This is a genomic window from Kineococcus terrestris, assembly GCF_041020755.1.
Taxonomy (GTDB): domain Bacteria; phylum Actinomycetota; class Actinomycetes; order Actinomycetales; family Kineococcaceae; genus Kineococcus; species Kineococcus terrestris.
The window spans coordinates 1-24,716 of record NZ_JBEUEI010000017.1; the positions used below are offsets into that span (position 1 = coordinate 1).

23 protein-coding genes are annotated in these 24,716 nt (G+C 74.5%); 16 read left to right on the plus strand and 7 right to left on the minus strand.

Features of this window, described 5'->3' with window-relative positions:
- Positions 1–55 precede the first annotated feature (55 nt).
- Together AB8M62_RS11775 and AB8M62_RS11780 are read right to left on the minus strand one after the other, a co-directional pair.
- Complete coding sequence (locus AB8M62_RS11775) at positions 56–1,246, minus strand: phytanoyl-CoA dioxygenase family protein (protein WP_369054384.1); 1,191 nt, start codon at positions 1,244–1,246, stop codon at positions 56–58.
- A gap of 63 nt (positions 1,247–1,309) precedes the next feature.
- Positions 1,310–2,350: a LacI family DNA-binding transcriptional regulator gene (locus AB8M62_RS11780; RefSeq protein ID WP_369069674.1), complete on the minus strand. Its 1,041-nt coding sequence runs from the start codon at positions 2,348–2,350 to the stop codon at positions 1,310–1,312.
- 131 nt (positions 2,351–2,481) lie between these two features.
- On the opposite strand from AB8M62_RS11780, the gene AB8M62_RS11785 reads away from it, so the two are divergent.
- From AB8M62_RS11785 to AB8M62_RS11795, 3 genes are all read left to right on the plus strand, one after another.
- Complete coding sequence (locus tag AB8M62_RS11785; protein WP_369054386.1) at positions 2,482–3,666, plus strand: phytanoyl-CoA dioxygenase family protein; 1,185 nt, start codon at positions 2,482–2,484, stop codon at positions 3,664–3,666.
- Positions 3,663–4,664 (plus strand): Gfo/Idh/MocA family protein, encoded by a 1,002-nt coding sequence (locus tag AB8M62_RS11790; protein ID WP_369069675.1) that lies wholly within the window; start codon positions 3,663–3,665, stop codon positions 4,662–4,664. Before AB8M62_RS11785 ends, AB8M62_RS11790 begins: the two co-directional genes overlap by 4 nt.
- A 71-nt stretch (positions 4,665–4,735) precedes the next feature.
- Positions 4,736–5,098, plus strand: a complete 363-nt coding sequence (locus tag AB8M62_RS11795; protein ID WP_369069676.1) for a hypothetical protein — start codon at positions 4,736–4,738, stop codon at positions 5,096–5,098.
- Between the two features lie 104 nt (positions 5,099–5,202).
- On the opposite strand, the gene AB8M62_RS11800 is transcribed toward AB8M62_RS11795, so the two are convergent.
- Both AB8M62_RS11800 and AB8M62_RS11805 read right to left on the minus strand, forming a co-directional pair.
- Positions 5,203–6,198: a Gfo/Idh/MocA family oxidoreductase gene (locus AB8M62_RS11800; RefSeq protein ID WP_369069678.1), complete on the minus strand. Its 996-nt coding sequence runs from the start codon at positions 6,196–6,198 to the stop codon at positions 5,203–5,205.
- Between the two features lie 11 nt (positions 6,199–6,209).
- Positions 6,210–7,097 (minus strand): sugar phosphate isomerase/epimerase family protein, encoded by an 888-nt coding sequence (locus tag AB8M62_RS11805; protein WP_369054392.1) that lies wholly within the window; start codon positions 7,095–7,097, stop codon positions 6,210–6,212.
- A gap of 100 nt (positions 7,098–7,197) precedes the next feature.
- Here AB8M62_RS11805 and AB8M62_RS11810 point away from each other — a divergent pair, with 100 nt between their 5' ends.
- Together AB8M62_RS11810 and AB8M62_RS11815 are read left to right on the plus strand one after the other, a co-directional pair.
- Positions 7,198–8,229: a LacI family DNA-binding transcriptional regulator gene (locus tag AB8M62_RS11810; RefSeq protein ID WP_369054394.1), complete on the plus strand. Its 1,032-nt coding sequence runs from the start codon at positions 7,198–7,200 to the stop codon at positions 8,227–8,229.
- Between the two features lie 193 nt (positions 8,230–8,422).
- Entirely contained in the window at positions 8,423–9,202 is a 780-nt protein-coding gene (locus AB8M62_RS11815; RefSeq protein WP_369054396.1) for an SDR family NAD(P)-dependent oxidoreductase, read from the plus strand.
- A gap of 193 nt (positions 9,203–9,395) precedes the next feature.
- Here AB8M62_RS11815 and AB8M62_RS11820 read toward each other — a convergent pair whose 3' ends face one another.
- The 3 genes from AB8M62_RS11820 to AB8M62_RS11830 are packed head-to-tail and all read right to left on the minus strand — an operon-like array spanning position 9,396 to position 12,019.
- Positions 9,396–10,220 carry a PfkB family carbohydrate kinase gene (locus AB8M62_RS11820; RefSeq protein ID WP_369054397.1) on the minus strand — a complete coding sequence of 275 codons (825 nt, stop codon included), beginning with the start codon at positions 10,218–10,220 and terminating at the stop codon, positions 9,396–9,398.
- On the minus strand, positions 10,217–11,248 hold the full coding sequence (locus AB8M62_RS11825; protein WP_369069679.1) for a Gfo/Idh/MocA family protein: 1,032 nt from the start codon (positions 11,246–11,248) through the stop codon (positions 10,217–10,219). The genes AB8M62_RS11820 and AB8M62_RS11825 overlap by 4 nt, the downstream gene beginning before the upstream one ends.
- A gap of 33 nt (positions 11,249–11,281) precedes the next feature.
- Positions 11,282–12,019 (minus strand): GntR family transcriptional regulator, encoded by a 738-nt coding sequence (locus tag AB8M62_RS11830; RefSeq protein WP_369054400.1) that lies wholly within the window; start codon positions 12,017–12,019, stop codon positions 11,282–11,284.
- 306 nt (positions 12,020–12,325) lie between these two features.
- On the opposite strand from AB8M62_RS11830, the gene iolC reads away from it, so the two are divergent.
- The 11 genes from iolC (at position 12,326) to AB8M62_RS11885 (ending at position 24,715) form a co-directional block, all read left to right on the plus strand.
- On the plus strand, positions 12,326–13,255 hold the full coding sequence (gene iolC / locus AB8M62_RS11835) for a 5-dehydro-2-deoxygluconokinase (RefSeq protein WP_369069728.1): 930 nt from the start codon (positions 12,326–12,328) through the stop codon (positions 13,253–13,255).
- Complete coding sequence (locus tag AB8M62_RS11840; RefSeq protein WP_369054402.1) at positions 13,248–14,141, plus strand: Cgl0159 family (beta/alpha)8-fold protein; 894 nt, start codon at positions 13,248–13,250, stop codon at positions 14,139–14,141. The genes iolC and AB8M62_RS11840 overlap by 8 nt, the downstream gene beginning before the upstream one ends.
- Positions 14,142–14,206: 65 nt before the next feature.
- Entirely contained in the window at positions 14,207–15,115 is a 909-nt protein-coding gene (gene iolB, locus AB8M62_RS11845) for a 5-deoxy-glucuronate isomerase (RefSeq protein ID WP_369069680.1), read from the plus strand.
- Between the two features lie 89 nt (positions 15,116–15,204).
- Entirely contained in the window at positions 15,205–17,139 is a 1,935-nt protein-coding gene (gene iolD / locus AB8M62_RS11850) for a 3D-(3,5/4)-trihydroxycyclohexane-1,2-dione acylhydrolase (decyclizing) (RefSeq protein WP_369069681.1), read from the plus strand.
- Positions 17,140–17,336: 197 nt separating this feature from the next.
- A complete protein-coding gene (locus AB8M62_RS11855; protein ID WP_369069682.1) occupies positions 17,337–18,227 on the plus strand; it encodes a TIM barrel protein in 891 nt (296 codons plus the stop codon).
- 165 nt (positions 18,228–18,392) lie between these two features.
- Entirely contained in the window at positions 18,393–19,388 is a 996-nt protein-coding gene (locus AB8M62_RS11860) for a sugar ABC transporter substrate-binding protein (protein WP_369069683.1), read from the plus strand.
- Entirely contained in the window at positions 19,385–20,440 is a 1,056-nt protein-coding gene (locus AB8M62_RS11865; protein ID WP_369069684.1) for an ABC transporter permease, read from the plus strand. Before AB8M62_RS11860 ends, AB8M62_RS11865 begins: the two co-directional genes overlap by 4 nt.
- A gap of 5 nt (positions 20,441–20,445) precedes the next feature.
- The gene (locus AB8M62_RS11870) at positions 20,446–21,318 is read left to right on the plus strand and encodes an ATP-binding cassette domain-containing protein (protein WP_369054410.1); all 873 of its coding nucleotides are present in this window, start codon (positions 20,446–20,448) and stop codon (positions 21,316–21,318) included.
- A 119-nt stretch (positions 21,319–21,437) separates the two neighbouring features.
- Positions 21,438–22,400, plus strand: a complete 963-nt coding sequence (locus AB8M62_RS11875; protein ID WP_373694926.1) for a Gfo/Idh/MocA family protein — start codon at positions 21,438–21,440, stop codon at positions 22,398–22,400.
- Between the two features lie 14 nt (positions 22,401–22,414).
- A complete protein-coding gene (locus AB8M62_RS11880; RefSeq protein ID WP_369054412.1) occupies positions 22,415–23,269 on the plus strand; it encodes a sugar phosphate isomerase/epimerase family protein in 855 nt (284 codons plus the stop codon).
- Between the two features lie 111 nt (positions 23,270–23,380).
- Positions 23,381–24,715: a sensor histidine kinase gene (locus AB8M62_RS11885; RefSeq protein WP_369069686.1), complete on the plus strand. Its 1,335-nt coding sequence runs from the start codon at positions 23,381–23,383 to the stop codon at positions 24,713–24,715.
- The last annotated feature ends 1 nt before the right edge of the window (position 24,716 follow it).

A 24,716-nucleotide genomic window follows, 5' to 3' on the forward strand; every position in this document is an offset into this window, starting at 1 on the left:
CACGGACGCGGCGGTCCCCGCACCCGGCCGGGTGCGGGGACCGCCGCGTCCGTGGTCAGCCCAGCCGCGAGCGGCGGCGCTCCTGCTGCGCCGCCAGGGCCGTGCCCAGCAGGTCCGGTTCCCAGTCTTCCCGCAGCGCCTGGTGCACCAGCTCGGCCTGGCTCTGCGGCGCCAGCCCGCCGATCGGCTGGTCGGCGTCGAGGTTCGTGGGGAACGGGTACGCCTCGGCCGCGGCCGCGACGACGTTGCGCAGCTCCCGCTCACCGGCCCCGGCCGCCCGCCGCGCGCGCAGCACCGGGTAGACGGCCGCCGACAGGGCCGTCGTGTCGACCGTCTCCATCGCCCGCCCGAACGCGGAGGAGACCTGCAGCAGGTTCGCCATCCGCCGCACGTCCGCCGACACGTTCGACCCGGCGCCGTGGAACAGCGCCGGGTTGAAGAACGCGGCGTCGCCCTTGCGCAGCGGCAGCTGCACGCGGTGCTCCTCGAAGTACGCGGTGAACGCGGGGTCGTGGAACGCGACGTACCCGGCGGGGTGCTTGTGCGAGTGCGGCAGGTACAGCGTCGGCCCGGTCTCCACCGGCATGTCGACGTGCGCGACCGCGCCCTGCAGCGTCAGCGCGGGCGACAGCGCGTGCACGTGCGCCGGGTACGCCATCGCCTGCTCGCGGTCCATGAACCCCAGGTGGTAGTCGCGGTGCGCGCGCTGCGCCGTGCCGCCCGGGTTGACGACGTTGACCTGCGAGGTGACCTGGTAGCCGCGGCCCAGCCACGCCTCGCTGACCAGGGCCAGGACGTCGTTCGCGTAGTAGTCCGCGAACACCTCCGGCGCGCGCACGCCCAGCTTGTCCAGCGCTCCCCACACGCGGTCGTTGGCGCCGGGCTTGGCGAAGTGGTCGCCCCCCTGCACGCCGGCCGCGCGCTGCTCCTCGACCATCGCCGTGAACTCGGCGGTGGCGCGGTCGACGACGGCGGGGTCGAAGGCGCCGGGGAACAGGACGACGCCCGGGCCGTCGGCGAGCGCGCGGGCCAGTTCGGCCTGCACCTCCCGGCGGCCCTCCGGGGTGCCCGCGGGTTCCCGGTACCGCTCGCCGTAGACCAGGACGCCCTGCTCGACGGCGTCGGCGTGCGGGAAGTCCGCCGGGGAGGTCTCCACCTCCACGACGGCGCGGAACTCCTCCAGCCGGCAGTCGTCCGGCGTGAACCAGCCGGTGCGGGAGCGCGGCGGGACGGGGGTGGCGGTCACGGTGTCCTCCAGGGTGCTCGGCGTCGGTGCCCGACCCGACGATAGGTCGCCGCGCGGGCGGCGTCAGCCGAGCGGCAGCGGGACCGGCGGGTTGTGGGGCGTGACGACCTGCACCGAGGACGACCACGACTGCGGCGCGCCCGGCAGTTCCCCGCGCGCCTGCAGCAGGGCGTGGCAGGCGCGGCGCAGGTCGCCGGCCAGGTCGTGGTGCAGCACCACGTCCACCCCGCCGGTGCGCAGCAGCTGCTCGTGCTCGGGGTGCAGGTCGTGCACGAGGAAGAACCCGCAGTGGCGGCCCTCGGCGGCGAACGCCCGGGGCACCTGCGCGGACCCGCCGGAGGCGTACGCGGAGTAGACGGCGTCCAGCTCGGGGTCCGCCCGCAGCGCGGCGCGCACGAGGTCGCCCAGCGCGGCCCCGGGACGCTCGTCCTCGCGCACCTGGTGGACGCGGACGCCGGGGAACCCCTCGCGCAGCGTGCCGAGGAACCCCGAGCAGCGGGCGTCCTCGCCCTCGAACGTCGAGCGGCCGCGGGCCAGGAGCACGCTGCGCCGCCCGCCGCCGCCCCACCGCCCGACGAGGTACGCGGCGGTCGCCCCCGCCGCCCGGTTGTCGATGCCCGCGTAGGCCACGCGCGCGCTGCCGGGCAGGTCGGTCACGAGCGTCACCACCGGCACGCCGCGCGCGCGCAGCCGGGCCACGGCGTCCACGACCTCCGGGCTGTCGGGGGCCTTGAGCACCACGCCGTGCGAACCGCGCCGGGCGGCCTCGCGCAACCGCCCGGCCACCTCGGCGGGGGAGGCCGCGTCGGAGAAGGCGAACCGGCAGCGCAGCACCGCCGGGCGCAGCACCGGCAGCGTGCGCTCCAGCGCCTCGCGCACGGCCGTCGTGAACCGCTCGGGCGCGTCGACGACGACGTCCACGACGAACGTGCGGCCCGTCAGCCGCAGCTGCGTGCGCTGGCGCTCCAGGTCGGCCACCGCGCGGTGCACCTCGTCCACCGTGGTCGCCCGCACGCCGGGCCGGCCGTTGAGGACCCGGTCGACGGTGGTCTCGGACACCCCGGCCTGCAGGGCGATGTCGCGGACGCGGAACGTGCGGGGCACCGCCCGAGGATGGTGGGAAAATGACGGACCGGCAAGCTCCCCGGGCCCCCGCGGGCCCGTAGCGTCCTGCACGGCGGGTTCACCGCAGAACCCCCCGGCCGCACCGCGGCCGACGACGAGAGGACGTGACCGTGACCGCGACGACCACCCGCCGCCCCTCCTCCTGGCTGACCCGCGAGGACTGCGACCTGGACGAGTTCCGCCGCCTCGTGGAGGTGGGCACCGACCCGTCCGACGTCCCGTCCGCCGACCGCGTCGAGCGCGGCGTGCCCGTCTACGGCGAGCGGCTGCGCGCGCACCTGGCCGCCGGTGGAGACCGCGCGCAGGTGCAGGACGAGATCGCGCACGTCCTGGCCGACGGCGCCGGCATCGCCGTCTTCGCCGGCGCCTTCGAGGCGGACGTCGTGGACCGCGCCAGCGCCGTCTACCAGGAGATGATCGACGAGCAGCGCGCCGCGGGCGTGGCCGGCGGCGACCACTTCGCCGAGCCCGGCGCCAACGACCGGGTGTGGGGGGCGCTGGAGAAGCTGGCGCTGCGCGACCCGCAGGTGTTCTTCGACTACTTCGCCACGGACGTCGTCGACCTCGTCTCCGTGGCCTGGCTCGGTCCGCAGTACCAGGTGATCTCCGACCTCAACGTCGTCAACCCCGGTGGCACCGCGCAGACCCCGCACCGCGACTACCACCTGGGGTTCATGCCGCTGGAGACCGCCGTGCGCTTCCCCGCGCACGTGCACCGCCTCTCGCCGGTGATGACCCTGCAGGGCGCCGTCGCCCACGTCGACATGCCCGTGGAGTCCGGGCCGACGATGTACCTGCCGCACTCGCAGAAGTACGGCCCCGGCTACCTGGCCGTCGGCCTGCCGGAGTTCCGCGCGTACTTCGACGAGCACCACGTGCAGCTGCCGCTGCGCAAGGGCGACGCGGTGTTCTTCAACCCGGCCCTGTTCCACTGCGCGGGCAGCAACGTGTCCGCCGACGTGAAGCGCATGGCGAACCTGCTGCAGGTCTCCTCCGCGTTCGGGCGCTCCCTGGAGGCCGTCGACCGCCTGGCGGTCTCCGAGGCCCTGTACCCGGTGCTGCGCGAGCGCCGGGCCGCCGGCGCCTCCGCGCAGCAGCTGGGCAACGTCGTCGCCGCCTCGGCCGAGGGGTACCCGTTCCCCACCGACCTGGACCTGGACCAGCCGATCGGGCGGATCAACCCCGAGTCGCAGGCCGAGCTGGTGCACCGCTGCCTGGACGAGGACGTCGACGTGGACGGTGCGCGCGAGCAGCTGCGCGCGCAGGCGGCGCGCCGGCGCGAGGTGCGCGCGTGACGCACGACGTCCTGCGCGTGGGCGTGGTCGGCGCCGGGGTCATGGGCGCCGACCACGCCCGCACGCTGCACCGGTCCGTCAGCGGCGCCGTGGTCGCCGCGGTGGCCGACCCGGACACCGCCCGCGCCGCCGCGGCGGCGGCGGACGCCGGGGGAGCGCGCGTCAGCGCCGACCCCGCCGAGGTCTGCGCGGCCGACGACGTGGACGCCGTCGTCATCGCCTCCCCGGACGCCACGCACCCCGCGCTGGCGGCCGCGGCGCTGGCCGCGGGCAAGGCGGTGCTGTGCGAGAAACCCCTCGCACCCACCCTGGAGGGCGCGCTGGAGGTCGCCGCGGCCGCTGCGGCGCCCGGCGCGCCGCTGTTCGCGGTGGGGTTCATGCGCCGCTTCGACCCCGGCTACGCCGTCCTGCGCGAGGCGGTGCGCGAGGGCCGGCTGGGCGAGCCGCGCCTGGTCCACCACGTCAGCCGCGGGGTGGCTCCGGGCCCGGGCGCCACGTCGGAGTCGTCGGTGACCGGTTCGGCGGTGCACGACCTGGACGTCGTGCCCTGGCTGCTGGGCAGCGCGGTCGTCGAGGTGTCCTGGCACGCGCCCGCCGCGGCGCTGGCCGGGGACCCGGTGCTGGTGGACCCGCAGCAGCTGCTGCTGCGCACCGCCGACGGGGCGCTGACCACGGTGGAGGTGTTCTTGGCCGCCCGCTACGGCTACGACGTGCGCTGCGAGGTGGTGGGGTCCGCGGGCGCGGCCGTGCTGCCCGTGCCGGCGCGCCTGCAGGTGGACGCCGACCTGCGCCGCGCCCGCGCGTACGACGCGGACTGGCGCCCCCGGTTCGCCGACGCCTACCGCCTCGAGCTGCAGGCGTGGGTGGACGCGGCCCGCGGCGGCCCGGTCGACCCGGCGCTGGCCACCGCCGCCGACGGCGTCGCCGCCCAGCGGGTCGCCGCCGCGGCGATCGCCTCGATGCGCGCCGGCGGCGCCTGGCGGGAGGTGGGCGCGTGACCGGCGTCCCCACCGCCCTGCCCGCCCCGCGTCCCCGCGACCCGGCGAGCGTCCCGGCCCTGCGCTGGGGCGTGCTCGGCACCGGCTGGATCGCGCAGCGGTTCACCGCCGCCCTGCAGCGCTCCACGCGCCAGGTCGTGCACGCCGTCGGCTCGCGTGACGAGGCGTCCGCACGCCGGTTCGCCGACGCCGCCGCCGCGCGCGGGGTGTTCTGCGCCGAGGCGGTGTGGACGCTGTTCCTGCCCCGCCGGACCCCGCTCACGCCCTCGGTCCGCCTGAGCCCGGTCCACGGTGCAGTGCGCCGCGGCCAGGCCGGAGCTGCGCAGGTGGGCGACGGTCCTGCACCGTCCGCGCCGCTACCCCGGTCGACCGGCGGTGGTCCGCAGGACGTTCGCGACCGGGCACGGGGAAGCGTGCGCATCGCCGGAGGCTGACCTCGCTCGTGAGCTCGGCAGGTCTCGCGGCGGTGTGGCAGCCCCGCTCACCGAGCGCGGCGCGGGGACTCGTCCGGGCCGGACGATCGCTCGCGCGGGGGAGATCACGGGTAGGTGATGACCTCCTCGCGGCGCGACACGAGCGCACGGCTCGCTGCCTCGGCGATGGCTTGAGCGCGAACGCCGTCGTCCAAGGTGGTGGGCGGTTCGCCTCCGCTCTCGAGGGCGGTGACGAACGCGGCGAGGGCGGCCGCGTAGGTCGGTCGAACGCGTTCGAACCAGCCATCGTGCAGGCCGTGCTGGACGATCTGCCCGGCGCCGTAGCGGGCGACGTTCCCGCGGCGTTGGCGTCGTGACTCCACCAGGCCGGTCGAGCCCATGACCTCGATGCGTTCGTCGTAGCCGTAGCCGGTGCGGCGGACGCTGTCGATCTGCACGAGGGCGCCGCTGGGCAGGGCCAACGTCGCCACCGAGGTGTCGACGTCACCGAACTCGGCGATGGCCGGGTCCACCAGCGCCGACCCCGTGACCGAGACCGCGACGGGGTCCTGACCGCTGATCCACCGGGCCAGGTCGAAGAAGTGCACCGTCTGGTCCCGCAGCTGACCGCCCGAAGAGCGCAGGTACTCCAGCGGCGGCAGGCTCGGCCCGCGGGAGGTGAGCTGGATCAGCTCCACGTCACCGACGCCACCGGAGGCGACGACGCGACGCAGTTCGGCGTGGTCGCGGTCGTGACGTCGGTTGAAGTCGACCATCGCCAGCACCCCGCTGGCTCGGACGTGGTCCGCCACGACGACGGCCTCGGCAAGGTCGGCGGCGACCGGTTTCTCGCACAGGACGGCGAGCCCGGCGTCGGCCGCGGACCGCAGGTGCTGAGCGTGGGTGTCGGTGGAGGACGCGACGAAGACGGCGTCCAGGCGCGAGGCGTCGAAGACCTGCGACTCGTCCAGGGCGCGTGTTCCGTACCGGGCGGCCAGCGCCCCTGCGCGGGAGACGTCGACGTCGTGGACGCCGACGAAGTCCACGTCCGGGTGTGCTGCCAGCGAGGCTGCGTGGACCGCGCCGATGAAGCCGGCGCCGATGAGGGCGAAGCGTTGCACGTCTGGTCCCTTCAGCTGACGAGGATGGCGGTGAGGTCCCGCATGGTCCGAGCCACGACGGCGGGATCGTGCTCGTTGGCGCGGTCGGAGAACATCTCGGTGACCCACCAGCCGTCGTAGCCGGTCGCCTTGACGGCATCGACCCACTCCTGCAGCGGGATCGAGCCACCGCCGATGACGACGTTGCGGTGGCGGGACTGGTCGGGGACGTCGTGCGCGCGGTCGAGGTCCAGGCCGTCCGACAGGTGGACGGCCTTGATGAGCTCCTTCGGCAGGGCGCGGACCTCCTCCAAGGTGTCGCCGGTGGTCCAGAAGTGCCACGTGTCCAGGGCGATGCCGACGTTGGTGCGGCCGGCTTCCTCGACGAGGGCCAGGGCGTGGCGGCAGCGGTTCAGCCGGGCCCAGGCCAACGGTTCGAGGTAGAGGTCCAAGCCGTACCAGCCGGCGATGTCGGCGGCCGCGCGCACGTTGGCGGCGGTGACCCGGATGGCTTCCGCCTCCTCCAGGCCGAGAGTCGCGCGGTAGCGGCTGTCGTCACCGGCCAGCCGCCCAGCGGTGAAGTCCTTGACCACGTTCCAGTCCACCGGGCCGGTGCACAACTGCACGATGGGGGCGCCGACCACGACCGCCACCTTGCACATGCGGTCCACCTCGGCCAGGTACTCCTCGCGAGCTGGGCCCTGGCGCTCGATGTCGAGGACGGCCCCCAGGCCGGTGACCTCCAGGCCGGCGAGCAGTTCGGGCAAGGAGCGGACGTCGAAGCCGGCGTCGAGGTAGCGGTAGAGCTTCGGGCTCTGCAGTTCGATGCCGGTGTACCCGGCCGCCTTGGCCAGACGGATGTCCTGGACGACGTTGCCGAAGAACGTGGTCGTCACGTTCATCGAGATCTTCGGTGCCACGGGGCTCCTTTGCATCGGTGCGTCGGTGCCACGTCGAAGTCCTGGTCGGGCTCTGACCGGAAGACATGGACAACAATGGACCGGTCCAGTGTAGGTTAGGATGGTTGCTGTGTCGACGGGACGAACGACCACGATCCGCGATGTGGCCGCCAGGGCCGGTGTGTCGAAGTCCCTGGTGTCCTTGGTACTGCGGGGCGATCCGGGTGTCAGCCCGGCTCGACGCGACGCGGTCACCCGTGCCATCGAGGAGTTGGGCTACCAGCCCAGCCGGGTGGCTCAGGTGCTGGGGGCGCGGCGCTCCGGCACGGTCGGGGTGCTGTTGAACGACCTGCGCAACCCGTGGTTCGTGGATCTGCTGGCCGGCGTGACAGCCACCCTGGACACGGTCGGCCTGGCGCCGGTGCTGGTGGACTCGGCGACCTCTCGCCGGGTCGGTGGGTTACCGGTCGACCAGCTGCTCAGGCAACAGGTCGACGGCATCGTGGTGGTGGGGACCACCGAGGACGGGGAGGAGCTGCGCCGGGCTGCGACCGTGGTGCCGATCGTGCTGGCCGGGACGTACGAACCCGCCGACCTCGGCCCGGGCGCCGCCGCCGTCGACGTCGTCGTCAACGACGACGTCGAGGGGGCGGCCGCCGCGACGAAGCACTGCGTCGACCTCGGCCACACCGCCGTCACGCACCTGCGAGGCCCTGGACGGGTGGGGGACCTCCGCGTCCAGGGGTACCGGGAGGCGATGTCCACCGCCGGGTTGGAGCCTGTGGTGGTTCCCGGCGGGATGAGCGAGGAGAGCGGTTACGCCGCCGCGCGCCGTGTCCTGGCTGGACGTCGCCGACCGACCGCGATCGTCGCCTACAACGACCTCGCCGCCATCGGTGCCCTGTCCGCAGCGCACGACCTCACCTTGAGCGTTCCCGAGGAGGTGTCGATCGTGGGGTACGACAACACCTACCTGGCGATGATCCGGCACCTGTCGCTGACCAGCGTCGAGAACGGGAGCTTGGCCATCGGCGTCCAGGCGGCCCGGTTCCTAGCTGAACGCATCGACGGCCAGGCTCGTGCCCCACGGGTCCACCAGGTCCCGGCGTCGCTGGTCGTGCGGCGCACGACCAGCAGTCCCCCGACGTCGTGACCACGGTGAACCCTTCCGCCGGCGCAGACCGGACGGCACGGTCGCGTCGGTGAGGGTGAGCCCGCCACCTCACCGCCGGCCCCCAGCGAGTCCCTCCAGAGCGGGGGTCGACCGGACATCCGCCCCCGCCGACCCCTCACGTCGCCCACCGGGCTCCACCGGACCCGACACCTCCACCTGAAGGAGCAGTCACATGCCTCTGGCCCTCGTCACCGGCGCCTCCGCCGGCATCGGTCTCCAGCTCGCCCGTCAGCTCGCCGACCGCGGGTACGACCTCGTGGGCGTCGGCGCGAGCGAACGCGTCGCCGACCTCGGCTCCCGCCTGCCGGGCGTCGTGGTCGTCCCGGTGCAGGCCGACCTGGCCACCGCGCAGGGCGTCGACCGCGTGTGGGCCGCGGTCGAGGCCACCGGCCGCCCGCTGGACGTCGCGTGCCTCAACGCGGGCCGCAGCCTCGGCGGCGCCTTCCTCGACACCGACCTCGACGACGAACTGGCGATGCTCGCGCTCAACGTCACGGGCCAGGTGCGGCTGGCCAAGCACGTCGTGCGGCACATGGCTCCCCGGCGGGCCGGTCACCTCCTGGTCACGACGTCGTGCTCGGCCCTGACCCCGACCCCGTACGAGTCGATCTACGGACCCACCCGCAGCTTCATGCTGAGCTTCGCCGAAGGGCTGCGCGAGGAGATGAGGGAGCACGGCGTCGTCGTCACCGCTCTGCTGCCGGGGGCGACGGCGACCGACTTCCACCAGACCGCTGGCATGGGTGCGACCAAGTTCGGCTCGAACGACTGGAAGAACGACCCGGCGCTGGTGGCGCGGCAAGGGCTGGACGCGCTGTTCGCCGACCAGGACCACGTGGTCGGCGGTGACCAGGCCACCCGGGAGGACGCCGCGCTGAACCGGACGCTGAGCGACCCGGTCAAGGCGAAGAAGTTCGCGGAGTCGAGCCGCCCCAGCCCCCAGCACGACTGACGGAGTGGACACCGGCACGACCGTGACGTGCGTGACCGTGGAGCCAAGGCGGTGCGGGCGGGCTGCACCACCAGGCCACCGAGGTCGCCGCGCGCGTCGGCGAGGGCGCCACCACGACACCGCTGCGCCCGGCCGACGACGTCGTGGCGGGGCTCGCGGCGCTCGACGCGGTCGCCGACCGCGTCGGGGCGCGCTACCCGGAGCTCGCGGGCGGCTGAGCGCCCTCGTGCTGCACGCAGGCGGCCGCGGCCGCGGTGGCCGCCGCGAGCGCGGCCGCCCGGTCGGCGCCGGCGGCCAGGTGCGCGGCCAGCGCGCCGCAGAACGCGTCCCCGGCGCCCGTGGTGTCCACGACGCGCACGCGCTCGGCGGGCACCTCCAGGTCCCCCCAGCGCGCGCCGCGCGCGCCGAGGGTCGTGAGCAGGGACGGCGCTGCGACGCCGTCCCGCTCCAGCAGGGCGCCCTCGTGCTCGTTGACGACGACGGGGTCGGCCGCGGCCAGGACGTCGTCCGGCAGCGGCGCGTACGGGGCGAGGTTCAGCACCACGCGGGCCCCGCGCCGCGAGGCCCGGCGCACGCCGTCGGCGACGACGTCCAGCGGCAGCTCCAGCTGCGCGAGCAGCACGTCACCGGGCCCGAGCCCGTCCAGCGCGGCCAGGTCGCCCGGTCCCACGCGGTGGTTGGCGCCCGGCGCGACGACGATCGTGCCCTCCCCGGCCGCGTCGGTGCAGACGACGGCGGTGCCGGTCGGGACGCCGGCGAGGACGCGCACGGCGGAGGTGCCGACGCCGGCCGCGCGCAGGTGCCGCAGGTGCGCGCGCCCCGGCTCGTCGTCTCCCACCGCCCCCACGAGGAGCACCCGCGCCCCCGCGCGCGCCGCCGCCAGGGCCTGGTTGGCGCCCTTGCCGCCGGACCGGTGCGCGACGGTCCCGGCCAGGACCGTCTCCCCGGGCGCGGGGTGCCGCTCGACGCCCAGGTGCAGGTCGGCGTTCAGCGAGCCGAGGACGACGACGCGGCTCACGCGCGGGCGCCGGCGGGCCGCACCTCGGCCACCCGCACGGGCCGGTGCTCGCGCAGGGACAGGTCGCACGCCTCGGCGAGCCAGCCGGCCTCCAGGGCGTCGTCCACGGTGCAGGGGGAGGGGCGCGTGCCCGCGACGACCCCGGTGAACGCGGCCAGCTCGGCGCGGTAGGCGTCCCGGAAGCGGTCCACGAAGAACTCGTGCGGCGGGCCGGCGGGGAACGTCGCGCCGGGTTCCAGCGAGCGCAGCGGCAGCCGGTCGTCCAGGCCCGCGGCGACGGAGTCGGCCGTGCCGTGGACCTCCAGCCGCACGTCGTACCCGCGCGGGTTGCACCGGGTGTTCGAGACCAGCGCCAGCGCGCCGTCGTCGAGGGTCAGCACGGCCGCCGACGTGCTGACGTCGCCGTGCCGCGCGAACACCGGGTCGCCGCCGTCGTCGCCGGTGGCGTACACCTCGACGACCTCGCGGCCGGTGACGAACCGGACGGCGTCGAGGTCGTGCACGGCGCAGTCGCGGAAGATGCCGCCCGAGGCGGCCAGGTACGCGGGCGGCGGCGGGGCGGGGTCCAGCGTGGTCGAGCGCACCGTGTGCACCCGCCCCAGGGCCCCGGAGGCGACGGCGTCGCGGACGGCGGCCACGCCCGCGTCGAAGCGGCGGTTGTAGCCGACCTGCACGGGCACCCCGCTGGCGCGCACCCGCTCCGCGACGGCCGCGGCGTCGCGCGGGTCGCGGGCCAGGGGTTTCTCGCAGAACACCGGCAGGCCCGCCGCCACGGCCGCCAGCACCAGCTCCGGGTGCGCGTCGGTGGCCGCGGCGACCACGACGCCGTCCACCCCGGCGGCCAGCACCCGCGCGGCGCCGTCCACGGCGCTCACGCCCGCGCCCGGCCCGCCCAGGCGCTCGGCCAGGGCGCGCGCGGCACCGGGCGCGGCGTCGGCCACGACGAGCTCGTCGACGGCCTCGAGGGCGGTGAGCGTCTCCGCGTGGACGGCGCCGATGCGCCCCGCGCCGAGCAGTCCGAGCCGCACGGGCACCTCCGGGGTGGTGGGGGGGTGGTCGGGTCAGCGGTCGACGAGGGTGACCTCGAACGCGTAGCGGCTGGCCCGGTACACGTGCCGGCCCCACTCGACGGCGCGGCCCGAGTCGTCGTAGCTGGTGCGCTCCATCGTCAGCAGCGGGCTGCCGCGGCGCTCGTCGAGCAGCTGGCACTCCTCAGCGCTGGCGCGGCGGGCGCCGATGCGCTGGCGGGCGACCCGCATGCCCACCCCCCGCGAGCGCAGCAGCTGGTAGAGCCCGCGCTCGGCGAGGGTCTCGGCGCTGAGGTCGGTGAACGGCTCGGGCAGCCAGTTCTCCAGCACGGCCAGCGGTTCACCGCTGGAGCAGCGCAGCCGGCGCAGGTGCAGGACCGGCTGCCCGACGGGCACGGCCAGGCCCGCGGCCACCTCGTCGCCGGCCTCGACGACCTCGTGGACGAGCACCCGCGTGGTGGGCGCCTGCCCGTGCGCGGCCAGGTCGTCGTGCAGGCTCGTCAGCTCCACCGGGCGGGTGACCTGCCCGTGGACCACCTGGGTGCCCACGCCGCGCTTGCGCACGAGCAGGCCCTTGTCGACGAGCTGCTGGATGGCGCGGCGCATCGTGGGCCGGGACAGGCCGAGGCGGTCGGCCAGGGTGATCTCGTTGTCGAGCCGGGAGCCGGGGGGCAGCTCGCCGGCCTCGATGGCCCGCTCGATCTGCCGGGCGACCTGGAAGTAGAGGGGGACGGGGCTGGACCGGTCGAGGTCCACGAAGAGGTCGCTCACCAGGGCTCCTGTGCTCACGCGTCGTCGCGCGGGCCGGTCACCGGCCCACGCCGCATCGTAGCGAAGACAGGTTTTCACGTCAGCAAGTCTATTTGTCCTGACATACTCTTGACACCAGGACGGCCGCGGAGGAGGCTCGTGCCGCACCGCACCGCCGCGGCCCCCGGGTCGCCCACCGGGAGGGGCCCCGGTGCGCTCGCGCACCACCCCGGCAGGACGCGCTGGAGCGTCCGGTGGCACCGGAACCGCTGACGACGCGACAGGAGGAGACGCGTGAGCACGACACCCGCGTACGACGTGGTGACCATGGGCAGGGTGGGTGTGGACATCTACCCCCTGCAGGACGGCGTCGGCCTGGAGGACGTCGAGACCTTCGGCAAGTACCTGGGCGGCAGCGCGACCAACGTCGCCGTCGCCGCCGCCCGGCACGGGCGGTCCTCGGCCGTCGTCACCCGCACCGGCAACGACGCCTTCGGCACCTTCGTGCACAAGGCGCTCGCCGGCTTCGGCGTGTCCGACGAGTTCGTCAGCGGGGTCGACGGCCTCAACACGCCGCTGGCCTTCTGCGAGATGTACCCGCCGGACCACTTCCCGCTGCTGTTCTACCGCCAGCCGACCGCGCCGGACCTGCAGATCCGCGCCGAGGAGCTGGACCTCGACGCCATCGCCCGCGCCGGCGTCTTCTGGGCGACGGTCACCGGCCTGTCCGAGGAGCCCAGCCGCGGCGCGCACCACGCCGCCTGGCAGGCCCGGGCCCGCCGTCCGCTGACGATCCTCGACCTGGACTACCGGCCGATGTTCTGGCCGGACGCGGCCACGGCGAGCGAGCAGGTGCGCCGCGCGCTGCCGCACGTCACCGTGGCGGTCGGCAACAGGGAGGAGTGCGAGGTCGCCGTCGGCGAGACCGAGCCGCGCCGCGCCGCGCAGGCGCTGCTGGACGCCGGCGTCGAGGTCGCGATCGTCAAGCAGGGCCCGCGCGGCGTGCTCGGCATGACCCGCGACACCGTCGTGGAGGTCCCGCCCACCCCGGTCGAGGTCGTCAACGGCCTGGGGGCGGGTGACGGCTTCGGCGGCGCCCTGTGCCACGGGCTGCTCGCCGGCTGGGACCTCGAGCGCGTCCTGCGCTTCGCCAACGCGGCCGGGGCGATCGTCGCCACCCGCCGGGAGTGCTCCACCGCCATGCCGACGACCGCCGAGGTCGAGGCCCTGCTCGAGGAGGTCGCGGCCCGTGCCTGAGAACACCCCCGCCGCCCGGGACTACGCCGAGGTGTCGCACCTGCGCGCGTTCGAGCCCGAGCGGATCGCGCGGGCCGCCCGCGCCCGCCGCCGGCGCGAGCGCCTGCTGCCCGACGACGGCCGCCTGATGATCATCGCCGCGGACCACCCCGCGCGCGGCGCCAACGGCGTCGGCTCGCGGCCCATGGCGATGGCCAGCCGCACCGAGCTGCTGGACCGCCTGCAGGTGGCCCTGGCCGACCCGGGCGTGGACGGCCTGCTCGGCAGCGCCGACATCATCGAGGACCTCACGCTGCTCGGTGCCCTGGAGGGCAAGGTCGTCTTCGGGTCGATGAACCGCGGCGGCCTGCAGGGCGCCTCGTTCGAGCTCGACGACCGCTTCACCGGGTACGACGCGCGGGCCATCGCCGACGCCAACCTCGACGGCGGCAAGTTCCTCACCCGCATCGCCCTGGACGACCCCGGCACGCTGCCGACGCTGACGGCCTCGGCGGACGCGATCAGCGAGCTGGCCGAGCAGCGGCTGATCGCGATGATCGAGCCCTTCTGGTCGCGCTGGGAGGGCGGCAGGGTGGTGCACGACCTGTCCGCCGACGGCGTGGTCAAGTCGGTCAACGTCGCGCAGGCCCTGGGCCGCACGACCGCCTACACCTGGCTGAAGCTGCCCGTGGTGGACGACATGGAGCGCGTCATGGAGTCCACGACGCTGCCCACGGTGCTGCTGGGCGGCGACCCGAGCACCTCCCCGGAGGAGACGTTCGCGACGTGGCAGAAGGCCCTGTCGCTGCCGTCGGTGCGCGGGCTGACCGTCGGGCGCACCCTGCTGTACCCGCCCGACGACGACGTGGCCGCGGCCGTGCGCACGGCCGTCTCGCTCGTCCACTGACCAGCCCGGCCCCCGGGGCCCCCGGGGTCCCGGAGCACCAGCACCTCAGAGAGGAGACGCGCACCGTGGCGCAGCAGCTCCACCTCCCCGCCGGCTCGGCGGCCCGGGACGGTTTCGACCTCGTCGTCACGCCCGAGTCCGCGGGCTGGGGGTTCTCCAGCCTGCGGACGCTGACGCTGCCGCCCGGCGGTGAGCGCACGTTCTCGACCGGCCGGGACGAGGTCCTCGTCCTGCCGCTGTCGGGGTCCGCGCGCGTCGAGGTCGACGGGGAGGTGCTGGAGCTGGCCGGGCGCGCCTCCGTCTTCGAGGGCGTCACCGACTTCGCCTACGTCGGCCGCGACAGCGACCTGACCGTCAGCAGCGCCGCCGGAGCGGTCCTGTCGTTCCCGGGCGCGCGGGCGCGCCGGCGGCTGCCGTTCCGCTACGGCCCGGCCTCCGGCGTCCCGGTGGAGCTGCGCGGCGCCGGGCAGTGCAGCCGGCAGGTGAACAACTTCGCCACCCCGCAGGCGTTCGAGACCGACAAGCTCATCGCCTGCGAGGTCCTCACCCCCGCCGGCAACTGGTCCTCCTACCCGCCGCACCGCCACGACCGCACCAGCGACGTGGAGAGCGAGCTGGAGGAGGTCTACTACTTCGAGTTCCGCGGCCTCGGCCCGGCGGGGACGCCGCGCCTGGACGACGGGGTGGGGTACCAGCGGGTCTACGGCGAGGCCGAGCGGCCGGTGGACGTGCTGGAGGAGGTCCGCTCCGGCGACGTCGTCCTCATCCCGCACGGCTGGCACGGGCCCTCGATGGCCTCGCCGGCGTACGACATGTACTACCTCAACGTCATGGCCGGGCCCGCGGACGAGCGCGCCTGGAGGATCTGCGACGACCCGGCCCACGGCTGGGTGCGCAGCACCTGGGAGGGCGTGCCGGTCGACCCGCGCCTGCCCCTGTACGGCGCGCCCGCCGCGGCGGACGCGCCCGCCTGAGAACACCGCCCGATCCCCGCCAGACCACCGCCAGACCACCGCCAGACCACCGCCAGACCACCGCCAGACCCCGACCGGAGCAGATCGAGATGAGCGCTGTCCCCAACCCCTCGCAGCAGACCGTGCGGCTGACCGTCGCGCAGGCGGTCGTCCGCTTCCTGCAGGCGCAGTTCTCCGAGCGCGACGGCGTCCGCCAGCAGTTCTTCGGCGGCGTGTTCGGCATCTTCGGCCACGGCAACGTGGCCGGCGTCGGTCAGGCCCTGCTGGAGGCCGAGCTGGGCGCCGGGGTCGGCGACGGCTGGACGCCGCCGGCGCAGGTGCCCTACATGACGGGCCGCAACGAGCAGGCGATGGTGCACGCGGCCGTCGGGTACGCCCGGCAGAAGGACCGCCTGCAGACGCTGGCCGTCACCGCGTCCATCGGTCCCGGCTCCTCGAACATGCTCACCGGCGCCGCGCTGGCGACCATCAACCGCATCCCCGTCCTGCTGCTGCCCAGCGACGTGTTCGCGACCCGCGTGGCCTCGCCCGTGCTCCAGGAGCTCGAGCACGACTACGGCTACGACGTGTCGGTCAACGACGCGTTCCGGCCCCTGTCGAAGTTCTTCGACCGGGTCTGGCGGCCCGAGCAGCTGAGCGCCGCGCTGCTGGGCGCGATGCGCGTCCTCACCGACCCCGCCCAGACCGGCGCGGCCACGGTGTGCCTGCCGCAGGACGTGCAGGCCGAGGCGTTCGACTTCCCCGTCGAGCTGTTCCGCGAGCGCACCTGGCGCGTCGCCCGGCCGGTGCCGGAGAGGGAGCTCGTCGAGCGGGCGGCGGCGATGGTGCGCGCGGCGAAGGCCCCGATGATCGTCGCCGGCGGCGGCGTCACCTACTCCGGCGCCGACGACGCGCTGCGCGCCTTCGTGGAGGCCACCGGCATCCCCGTGGGCCAGTCGCAGGCCGGCAAGGGCACGCTGCCCTACGACCACCCCCTGTGCCTGGGCGCCATCGGCTCCACGGGCACCACCGCCGCCAACGAGGTGGCCCGCGAGGCCGACCTCGTCATCGGCATCGGCACCCGGTACTCCGACTTCACCACCGCCTCGCGCACGGCGTTCCAGAACCCCGACGTGGAGTTCGTCAACGTCAACGTCGCGGGCCTGGACGGGGTCAAGCACGCGGGCCTGCCGCTGGTGGCGGACGCCCGCGAGGCGCTCGAGGCGCTCGGCGCCGCGCTGGAGGGCTTCTCCACGCCCGACGAGTACCGCGAGCGCGCCGCGCGCCTGAACCGCGAGTGGGACGCCGTGGTCGAGCGCTACTACCGCTCGGGCATCGGGGAGGAGACCGGCCTGCTCGCCCAGGCGGAGGTGCTGGGCGCCGTCGACGAGGTCGCGGACCCGCGCGACGTCGTCGTGTGCGCGGCCGGCTCGCTGCCCGGGGACCTGCACTGCATGTGGCGCACCCGCGACCGCAAGGGCTACCACGTGGAGTACGGGTACTCGTGCATGGGCTACGAGATCCCCGGCGGCATCGGGGTGAAGATGGCCGCCCCCGACCGGGACGTGTTCATCACCGTGGGGGACGGCTCCTACCTCATGATGCCGACCGAGCTGGTGACGGCCGTGCAGGAGGGCGTGAAGGTCGTCGTGGTCCTGCTGCAGAACCACGGCTACGCCTCCATCGGCGCGCTGAGCGAGTCGCGCGGCTCGCAGCGGTACGGCACGAAGTACCGTTACCGCGACGAGAGCTCCGGCCGGCTGGAGGGCGAGCGGCTGCCCGTGGACCTGGCCGCCAACGCCGAGAGCCTCGGCGTGCGGGTGCTGCGCGCCGGCACGCGCAAGGAGCTCGTGGAGGCGCTGCAGGAGGCCAAGGCCGCCACGACGTCGACGCTGGTGCACGTGGAGACGGACCTGTACTCCGAGGCCCCCGACGGCGGCGGCTGGTGGGACGTGCCCGTCTCGGAGGTCTCGCACCTGGACTCCACGCGCACCGCGCGCGCCGAGTACGAGGCCCACAAGTCGCGCCAGCGCCCGCTCGTGTGAAGCTCTGGGGCGGGCCCCGCGGCGACCACCGCGCGGGCCCGCTGCCGGGGGTGGGCGGGAAAGCGTCATCCTGCCGACGGGCACCTCAGCAGGTACATATGTCCTGACAATTGCTTGACAGCGCGGGTCCGCCGCGCGATGGTTCACGTGTCCGCACGGCGGTGCGGGCGCACGACGACGTGGAGGGTCCAGACCGCATGAGCCGCGCCATCACCATCGGCACCGCCCCCGACTCCTGGGGCGTCTGGTTCGCCGACGACCCGCAGCAGACCCCGTGGACCCGCTTCCTCGACGAGGTCGTCGAGGCCGGCTACGAGTGGATCGAGCTCGGCCCCTACGGCTACCTGCCGACGGACCCGCAGCGCCTGGCCGACGAGATCGGCTCGCGCGGCCTGAAGGTCTCCGCCGGCACCATCTTCGCCGCCCTGCACCGCCCCGACCACTACGACGAGGCCTGGGCGCAGGTCGAGCAGGTCGCGGCCCTGACGAAGGCCGTCGGCGGCACCCACCTGGTCGTCATCCCCGGCCAGTGGCGCAGCGACACCACCGGCGAGGCGCTGGAGCCGCGGGAGCTGACCGAGGAGGGCTGGCAGCGCCTGGCCACCGGGATGGACCGCCTCGGGCGCGACATCCGCGAGGGCTACGGCCTGCAGATGGCGTTCCACTCCCACGCCGACACCCACGTCGACACCCAGCCCCAGGTCGAGCGGTTCCTGGAGATGACCGACCCGGACGCGGTCAAGCTCTGCCTGGACACCGGACACGTCAGCTACTCCGGCGGCGACAACGTCGACCTCATCCGCCGCTACCCCGACCGCATCGGGTACGTGCACCTCAAGCAGGTGGACCCGGAGGTCGTGGCGAAGGTCAAGGCGCAGGACCTCGGCTTCGGCGAGGCCGTGAAGCTCGGCGCCATGGTCGAGCCGCCGCACGGCGTGCCGGACATGCCCTCCGTGCTCGAGGCCCTCGAGGGCCTGGGCCGCGACGTGTTCGCCATCGTCGAGCAGGACATGTACCCCGTGGCCTCGTTCGACCAGCCGCTGCCGATCGCGCGGCGCACCTGCAGCTACCTGCGCGGCTGCCGCTGACGCAGGATCCGGCCCCGGGCGCCTGAGACCGCCCGGGGCAGTCCCACCCAGCACCACCGGTCGCACCGCAGCAGGTGGCGCCGGGCACCACCGCACCACCCCCACTGGATCGGGCAGCAGCCCGGGGACCGGGCCGCCGGCCCGACAGAGAGGACCGGATCGACGATGATTCGCACGCGCAAGCTCACGTTCGTCGCCCTCGCCGCAGCCACCGCGGTGACCCTCGCCAGCTGCAGCAGCAGCGGTGGCCGCCAGGACACCGGGGACGGCGGCGGTGCCGCGGCCGGTGTGGCCGACACCGAGCGCATGACCATCGCGATGGTCACGCACGCCGCACCCGGTGACACCTTCTGGGACATCGTCCGCTCCGGCGCCGAGGACGCCGCCGCGAAGGACAACGTCGACCTGAACTACCAGGGCGCCCCCGAGGCCGCCGACCAGGTCAACCTCGTGCAGAGCGCCATCGACTCCGGCGTCGACGGCATCGCCGTCACCCTGGCCAAGGCCGACGCCCTGGCCCCGGCCGTGCAGGCCGCCACCGAGGCGGGCATCCCCGTCGTCGCCTTCAACGGCGGCTTCGGCGAGTGGCAGGAGACCGGCGCCCTCGGCTACTTCGGCCAGGACGAGGAGATCGCCGGCGAGGCCGCGGGGGAGCGGCTCAACGAGGAGGGCGCCCAGCACAGCCTGTGCGTCATCCAGGAGCAGGGCCACGTCGGCCTGGAGGCCCGCTGCCGCGGCGTCGACAACACGTTCAGCGGCACCAGCGAGATCCTCTACGTGACCGGCACCGACATGCCCTCGGTCCAGCAGTCGATCACCTCCAAGCTGCAGCAGGACCCGACGATCGACCGCGTCGTCACCCTCGGCGCGCCGTTCGCCCTCACCGCCGTGCAGTCGGTCGGCGAGGCCGGCAGCTCCGCGACCGTCGCCACCTTCGACACCAACCCCGAGCTCATCAGCGCCATCCAGAACGGCGACGTCGAGTGGGCCATCGACCAGCAGCCCTACCTGCAGGGCTACCTGGCCGTCGACTCGCTGTGGCTGTACAAGACCAACGGCAACACCATCGGCGGCGGCCAGGCCACGCTGACCGGCCCGTCGTTCATCGACTCCTCGAACGTCGAGCGCGTCGCCGAGTTCGCCGCGGGCGGCACCCGGTGAGCACCGTCGTGGGCGCGGCGGCGCAGACCGCCGCCGCGCGCGACGACCGGGTGAAGACCCGGCCGCTCGCCTCGCGGATCCTGTCCCGGCCGGAGATCGGCTCCCTCATCGGCCTGGTGGCCGTGTTCGTGCTCTTCGCGGCCGTGGCGCCCACCTTCCGACAGGCCGCGTCGCTGGCCACCGTCGCCTACGCCGGCTCCACCATCGGCATCATGGCCGTCGCGGTCGCGCTCCTCATGATCGGCGGGGAGTTCGACCTGTCGGCCGGTGTCGCAGTCACCACGTCGGCGCTGGCCGCGTCGTCCTTCGCGTTCCAGTTCCGGCTGAACCTGTGGGTCGGCGTCTTCCTCGCGCTGGTGCTGTCGCTGGCGATCGGCGCCTTCAACGGCTGGTTGCTGATGCGCACGGGGCTGCCCAGCTTCCTCATCACCCTGGGCACGTTCTTCATGCTGCAGGGCATCAACCTGGGCGTGACCAAGCTGCTCACCGGCGGCGTCTCCTCCAGCAGCGTCTCGGACATGGACGGGTTCTCCTCCGCCCGCGCCGTGTTCGCCTCCACCATCACCGTCGGCGGCGTCGGCGTCCGCGTCACGGTCCTGTGGTGGGTCCTGTTCGTCGCCCTCGCCACCTGGGTGCTGCTGCGCACCCGGGTCGGCAACTGGATCTTCGCGGTCGGCGGCGACAAGGCCGCGGCCCGCGCGGTCGGCGTCCCGGTGAGGGCCACCAAGATCGGCCTCTTCATGACGGTCGGCTTCTGCGCCTGGTTCGTCGGCATGCACCAGCTGTTCAGCTTCAACACCGTGCAGTCCGGCGGCGGCGTCGGCCAGGAGTTCATCTACATCATCGCCGCGGTCGTCGGCGGGTGCCTGCTCACCGGCGGGTACGGGTCGGCCGTCGGGTCCGCCATCGGCGCCCTCATCTTCGGCGCCACGAGCCTGGGCATCGTCTACGCCGGCTGGGACGCCAACTGGTTCCGGCTCTTCCTCGGCGTGATGCTGCTGCTGGCGACGATCGTCAACCTCGTGGTCAAGAACCACGCTGCGAAGAGGTGAGCGCGATGACCACGACCGAGACCCCGGGCTCGCGCAGCGGGCACGACCCGAACACCGAGATCCTCCGGCTCGACGACGTCGGCAAGAGCTACGGCAACGTCAACGCCCTGCGCGGGGTGACGCTGTCGGTGCGCCAGGGCGAGATCACCTGCGTGCTCGGCGACAACGGCGCCGGCAAGTCGACCCTCATCAAGATCATCGCCGGCCTGCACGCGCACACCGCCGGCCGGGTCGTCGTCAACGGCGAGGAGGTGCGCTTCTCCTCCCCGCGCGAGTCGCTGGAGCGGGGGATCGCGACGGTCTACCAGGACCTGGCCCTCGTCCCGCTGATGTCCATCTGGCGCAACTTCTTCCTCGGCTCCGAGCTGCGCACCGGCGTCGGCCCGTTCAAGCGGCTCGACGTCAAGCGGATGATGGAGATCACCGCGGAGGAGCTGACGAAGATGGGCATCGACGTGCCCGACCTGGAGCGTCCCGTCGGGGCGCTGTCCGGCGGTCAGCGCCAGTGCATCGCCATCGCCCGCGCCATCTACTTCGGCGCCAAGGTGCTCATCCTCGACGAGCCGACGGCCGCCCTCGGCGTCCGGCAGTCCGGCGTCGTCCTCAAGTACGTCGCCAAGGCGCGCGACGCGGGCCTCGGCGTCATCTTCATCACCCACAACCCGCACCACGCCTACCTCGTCGGCAACCACTTCGTCGTCCTCAAGCTGGGCCAGGTCTCCCTGGACATGTCCCGGCAGGAGATCACGCTCGACCGGCTGACGAACGAGATGGCCGGCGGCGCCGAGCTCGAGGCGCTCAGCCACGAGCTCAGCAAGCCCGGGGACACCCCGGAACCCGCCGCCTCGCTGGCGGCGGCCCACGAGAGCAAGAACTGAGCAGGGAGAAGGACACCGGCATGAGCACGGCGACGCAGGCCACCGAGCAGCACACCGCCCGGCAGGGCTACGACGGCGATCCCGCCGCCGAGCTGCGCGTCGCCGTGCTCGGCGTCGGGATGATGGGCCAGGACCACGCCCGGCGCCTGGCCACCGTCACCAAGGGCGCGCGCCTCGTCGTCGTCAGCGACGTCGACGCCGCCCGCACCGACGCGGTCGCGGCCGAGTTCGGCGTCCGCGCCGTGCACGACCCGGCCGCGGCCATCGCCGACCCCGAGGTCGACGCGGTCGTCATCGCCACCCCCGGCTTCACCCACGAGGACCTCGTGCTGAAGGCCCTGGAGGCCGGCAAGCCGACGCTGTGCGAGAAGCCGCTGACCACCTCCCCGCAGACCTCCCGGCGCGTGGTGGAGGCCGAGCGCGCCCTGGGGCGGCAGCTCGTCCAGGTCGGTTTCATGCGCCGCTTCGACGCCGAGCACGAGCAGCTGCGCGCGCTGATCGCCTCCGGTGAGCTGGGCGCCCCGCTGTTCCTGCACTGCGCCCACCGCAACGCCAGCACCCCGCCGAACTTCTCCTCCGAGATGCTGATGCTCGACTCGGTGGTCCACGAGGTCGACTCCACCCGCTACCTGCTCGGCGAGGAGATCACCGCGGTGACCGTCCTGCGCCCGCGCGTGACCGCGAACGCCCCCGAGGGCCTGCAGGACCCGCAGTTCGTCCTCATGGAGACCGAGAGCGGCGTCCTCGTCGACGTGGAGATCTTCGTCAACACCACCTTCGGCTACGAGGTGCGCGCCGAGCTCGTCGCCGAGCGCGGCAGCGCCTCCATCGGCCACGGGATCGGCCTGGTCAAGCACACCCCCGCCGGCTACGGCGGCAGCATCACCAAGGACTTCAAGGAGCGCTTCGGCGCCGCCTACGACACCGAGTTCCAGCGCTGGGTCGACGCCGTGCGCTCCGGTGCCGGCGTCGACGGCCCGGGCGTGTGGGACGGCTACGCCGCCGCCGCCGTCTGCGCCGCGGGCGTCGAGAGCTTCCGCACCGGCCGGCGCGTCGAGGTCGACCTCGGCGACCGCGGCTGAGGGGGAGGACGACCGTGCAGATCGCCCTGGACACCTACATGTTCCGCGACGTCCCGCTGCTCGAGCTGCCCGGCGTGGTGGCCGAGCTGGGGTACGAGTGGATCGAGCTGTCGCCGCGCGAGGACTTCATCCCGTTCTTCCGCCACCCGCGCGTCGACCTGGCCACCGTGCGCAGGTTCCGGAAGGCGCTGGACGCCGCGGGCGTCGGCGTCTGCTCCACCCAGTTCGTGCAGCGCTGGTCCGGCCCCGGCGAGGACGAGCGCGAGCAGGCCGTGCGCAACATCAAGCGCATCGTCGAGGTGACCACCGAGCTCGGCGTGCCCGTCGTGCAGTCGGAGTTCAACGGCCGCCCCGAGCTGCCCGAGGCCAGCGAGGCCCGCTTCTTCGACTCCTTCGAGGAGCTGGCCCCCGTCTTCGAGGCGAACGGGATCGAGCTGCGCCTGGAACCGCACCCCGACGACTTCGTCGAGGACGGCTTCCGCGCCGTGGACCTCGTCCGCGGCCTGGACCGCCCGTGGGTGGGCTTCGTCTACTGCACCCCGCACACGTACCACCAGGGCGGTGACGGGCCGGGGATCGTGCGCTACGCCGGCGACCTCGTGCGGCACGTCCACGTCGCCGACAGCTTCGACTTCCGCGCCTCCTCGGGCCTGCGGTACATCATCAACCCGCCCGGCTCCACAGCCCGCGTCCACCAGCACCTGAACATCGGCGAGGGCGAGGTGGACTTCGACGGCATCTTCACCGCCCTCGGCGAGGTCGGCTTCGACGGCGCCCTGTGCGCCAGCGTCTTCGCCTGGGAGGAGAAGCGCGAGGAGTCCAGCCGCCTCATGCGCGAGAAGATCCAGGAGCTCGTCGACCGCTGGTGACGCCACCCGGCCGGGCGGGTCCCCGGCGCCCCGGGGTGGGGCTGTCCCCACCCCCGCTCCGGGGGAGCGCACCCTCCCGCCCGCCCCGCCCGTCGCCCTAGCGTCGGGGCCGTGAACACGACCTCGCCGCTGCGGCGCTGGGCGGGCGGCTGGTGGGTGGCCGCCCACCTGGTGACCGACCTCCTCGTCGGCCTCTGGCACTGGGTCCCGCTGCTGCTGCTCCTGCTGGGCGCCGCCCTCGTGCCGCTGGCCGGGGCGGGGATCCCGCTGCTGCTGCTGGCCCGGGTCCTGCTCGACGCCTCCGCCGCCCTGGAGCGGTCCCGGCTGCGCGCCCTCGGCGTCCCCGTCGAGGACCCCGGCCCGTGGAGCAGGCCCGGGCCCTGGTGGCGGCGCTGGCTGCTGGACCCGCGGCCCTGGCGCTCGGCCGGGCACCTGGCCGTCGTCGCCACCGCCGGGCTCGTCGGCGGCACCGTCGTCCTCGTCCTGGCCGCCACCGGCCTCGCCGCCGTCGTCGCCCCCAGCCTGGCCCGCTGGACCTCCGCCGCCCCCGGCGGGCTCAGCTGGCCGTGGGGGAGCGGTGGGCCGATCGGCGCGCCCGACGCCGTCGTCGGCCTGACCGGTGTCGCGCTGCTGCTGCTCGTCCCCCTGCTGGCCCGCGTCCTGGCCGTCCCCGAGACCGCCACCGGCGCGGCGCTGCTCGGCCCCTCGCCGCAGCAGCGCGAGGCGGCCCTGCGCGAGCGCGTCGACACCCTGACCTCCACCCGCGAGCGCGCCGTGGACTCGGTGGAGGAGGAGCGCCGGCGCATCGAGCGCGACCTGCACGACGGGCCCCAGCAGCGGCTGGTGTCCCTGTCCCTGCAGCTGGGGATGGCCCGCCGCGCCCTGGACCGCGAGGGGCCCGACGCGGCCCGCGCCCTGCTGGAGTCCGCCAGCTCCTCGGCCACCGCGGCCATCGCCGACATGCGCCGCGTCGCCCGCGGCGTCGCCCCGCCCGTGCTCACCGACCGCGGTCTCGACGCGGCTGTCTCGGCGCTGGCCGCGACCACCCCCGTGCCCGTCGACGTCGAGGTCTCCCCGGACGTGTCCGCCCACGGGCCCGCCGGCCGGCCGTCGGCGACCACGGAGGCCATCGCGTACTTCTGCGTCTCCGAGGCGCTGACCAACGTCGCCAAGCACGCCGGCGCCTCCCGCGCCCTCGTGCAGCTGTGGCAGGAGGCCGGAACGTCCGGCCCGCGGCTGCGGGTGCGGGTGCAGGACGACGGCCGCGGTGGCGCCCGCCCGGGCGACGGGCCGGGTGCCGGGCCGGGTGCCGAGGGCGGCAGCGGCCTGCGCGGCCTGCTCGACCGGGTCGCCGCCGTCGACGGCCGCCTCGCGGTCTCCTCCCCGCCGGGCGGGCCCACCGTCCTGGACGTCGACCTGCCCTGGCTCGGCGGAGGTGCCCGGTGAA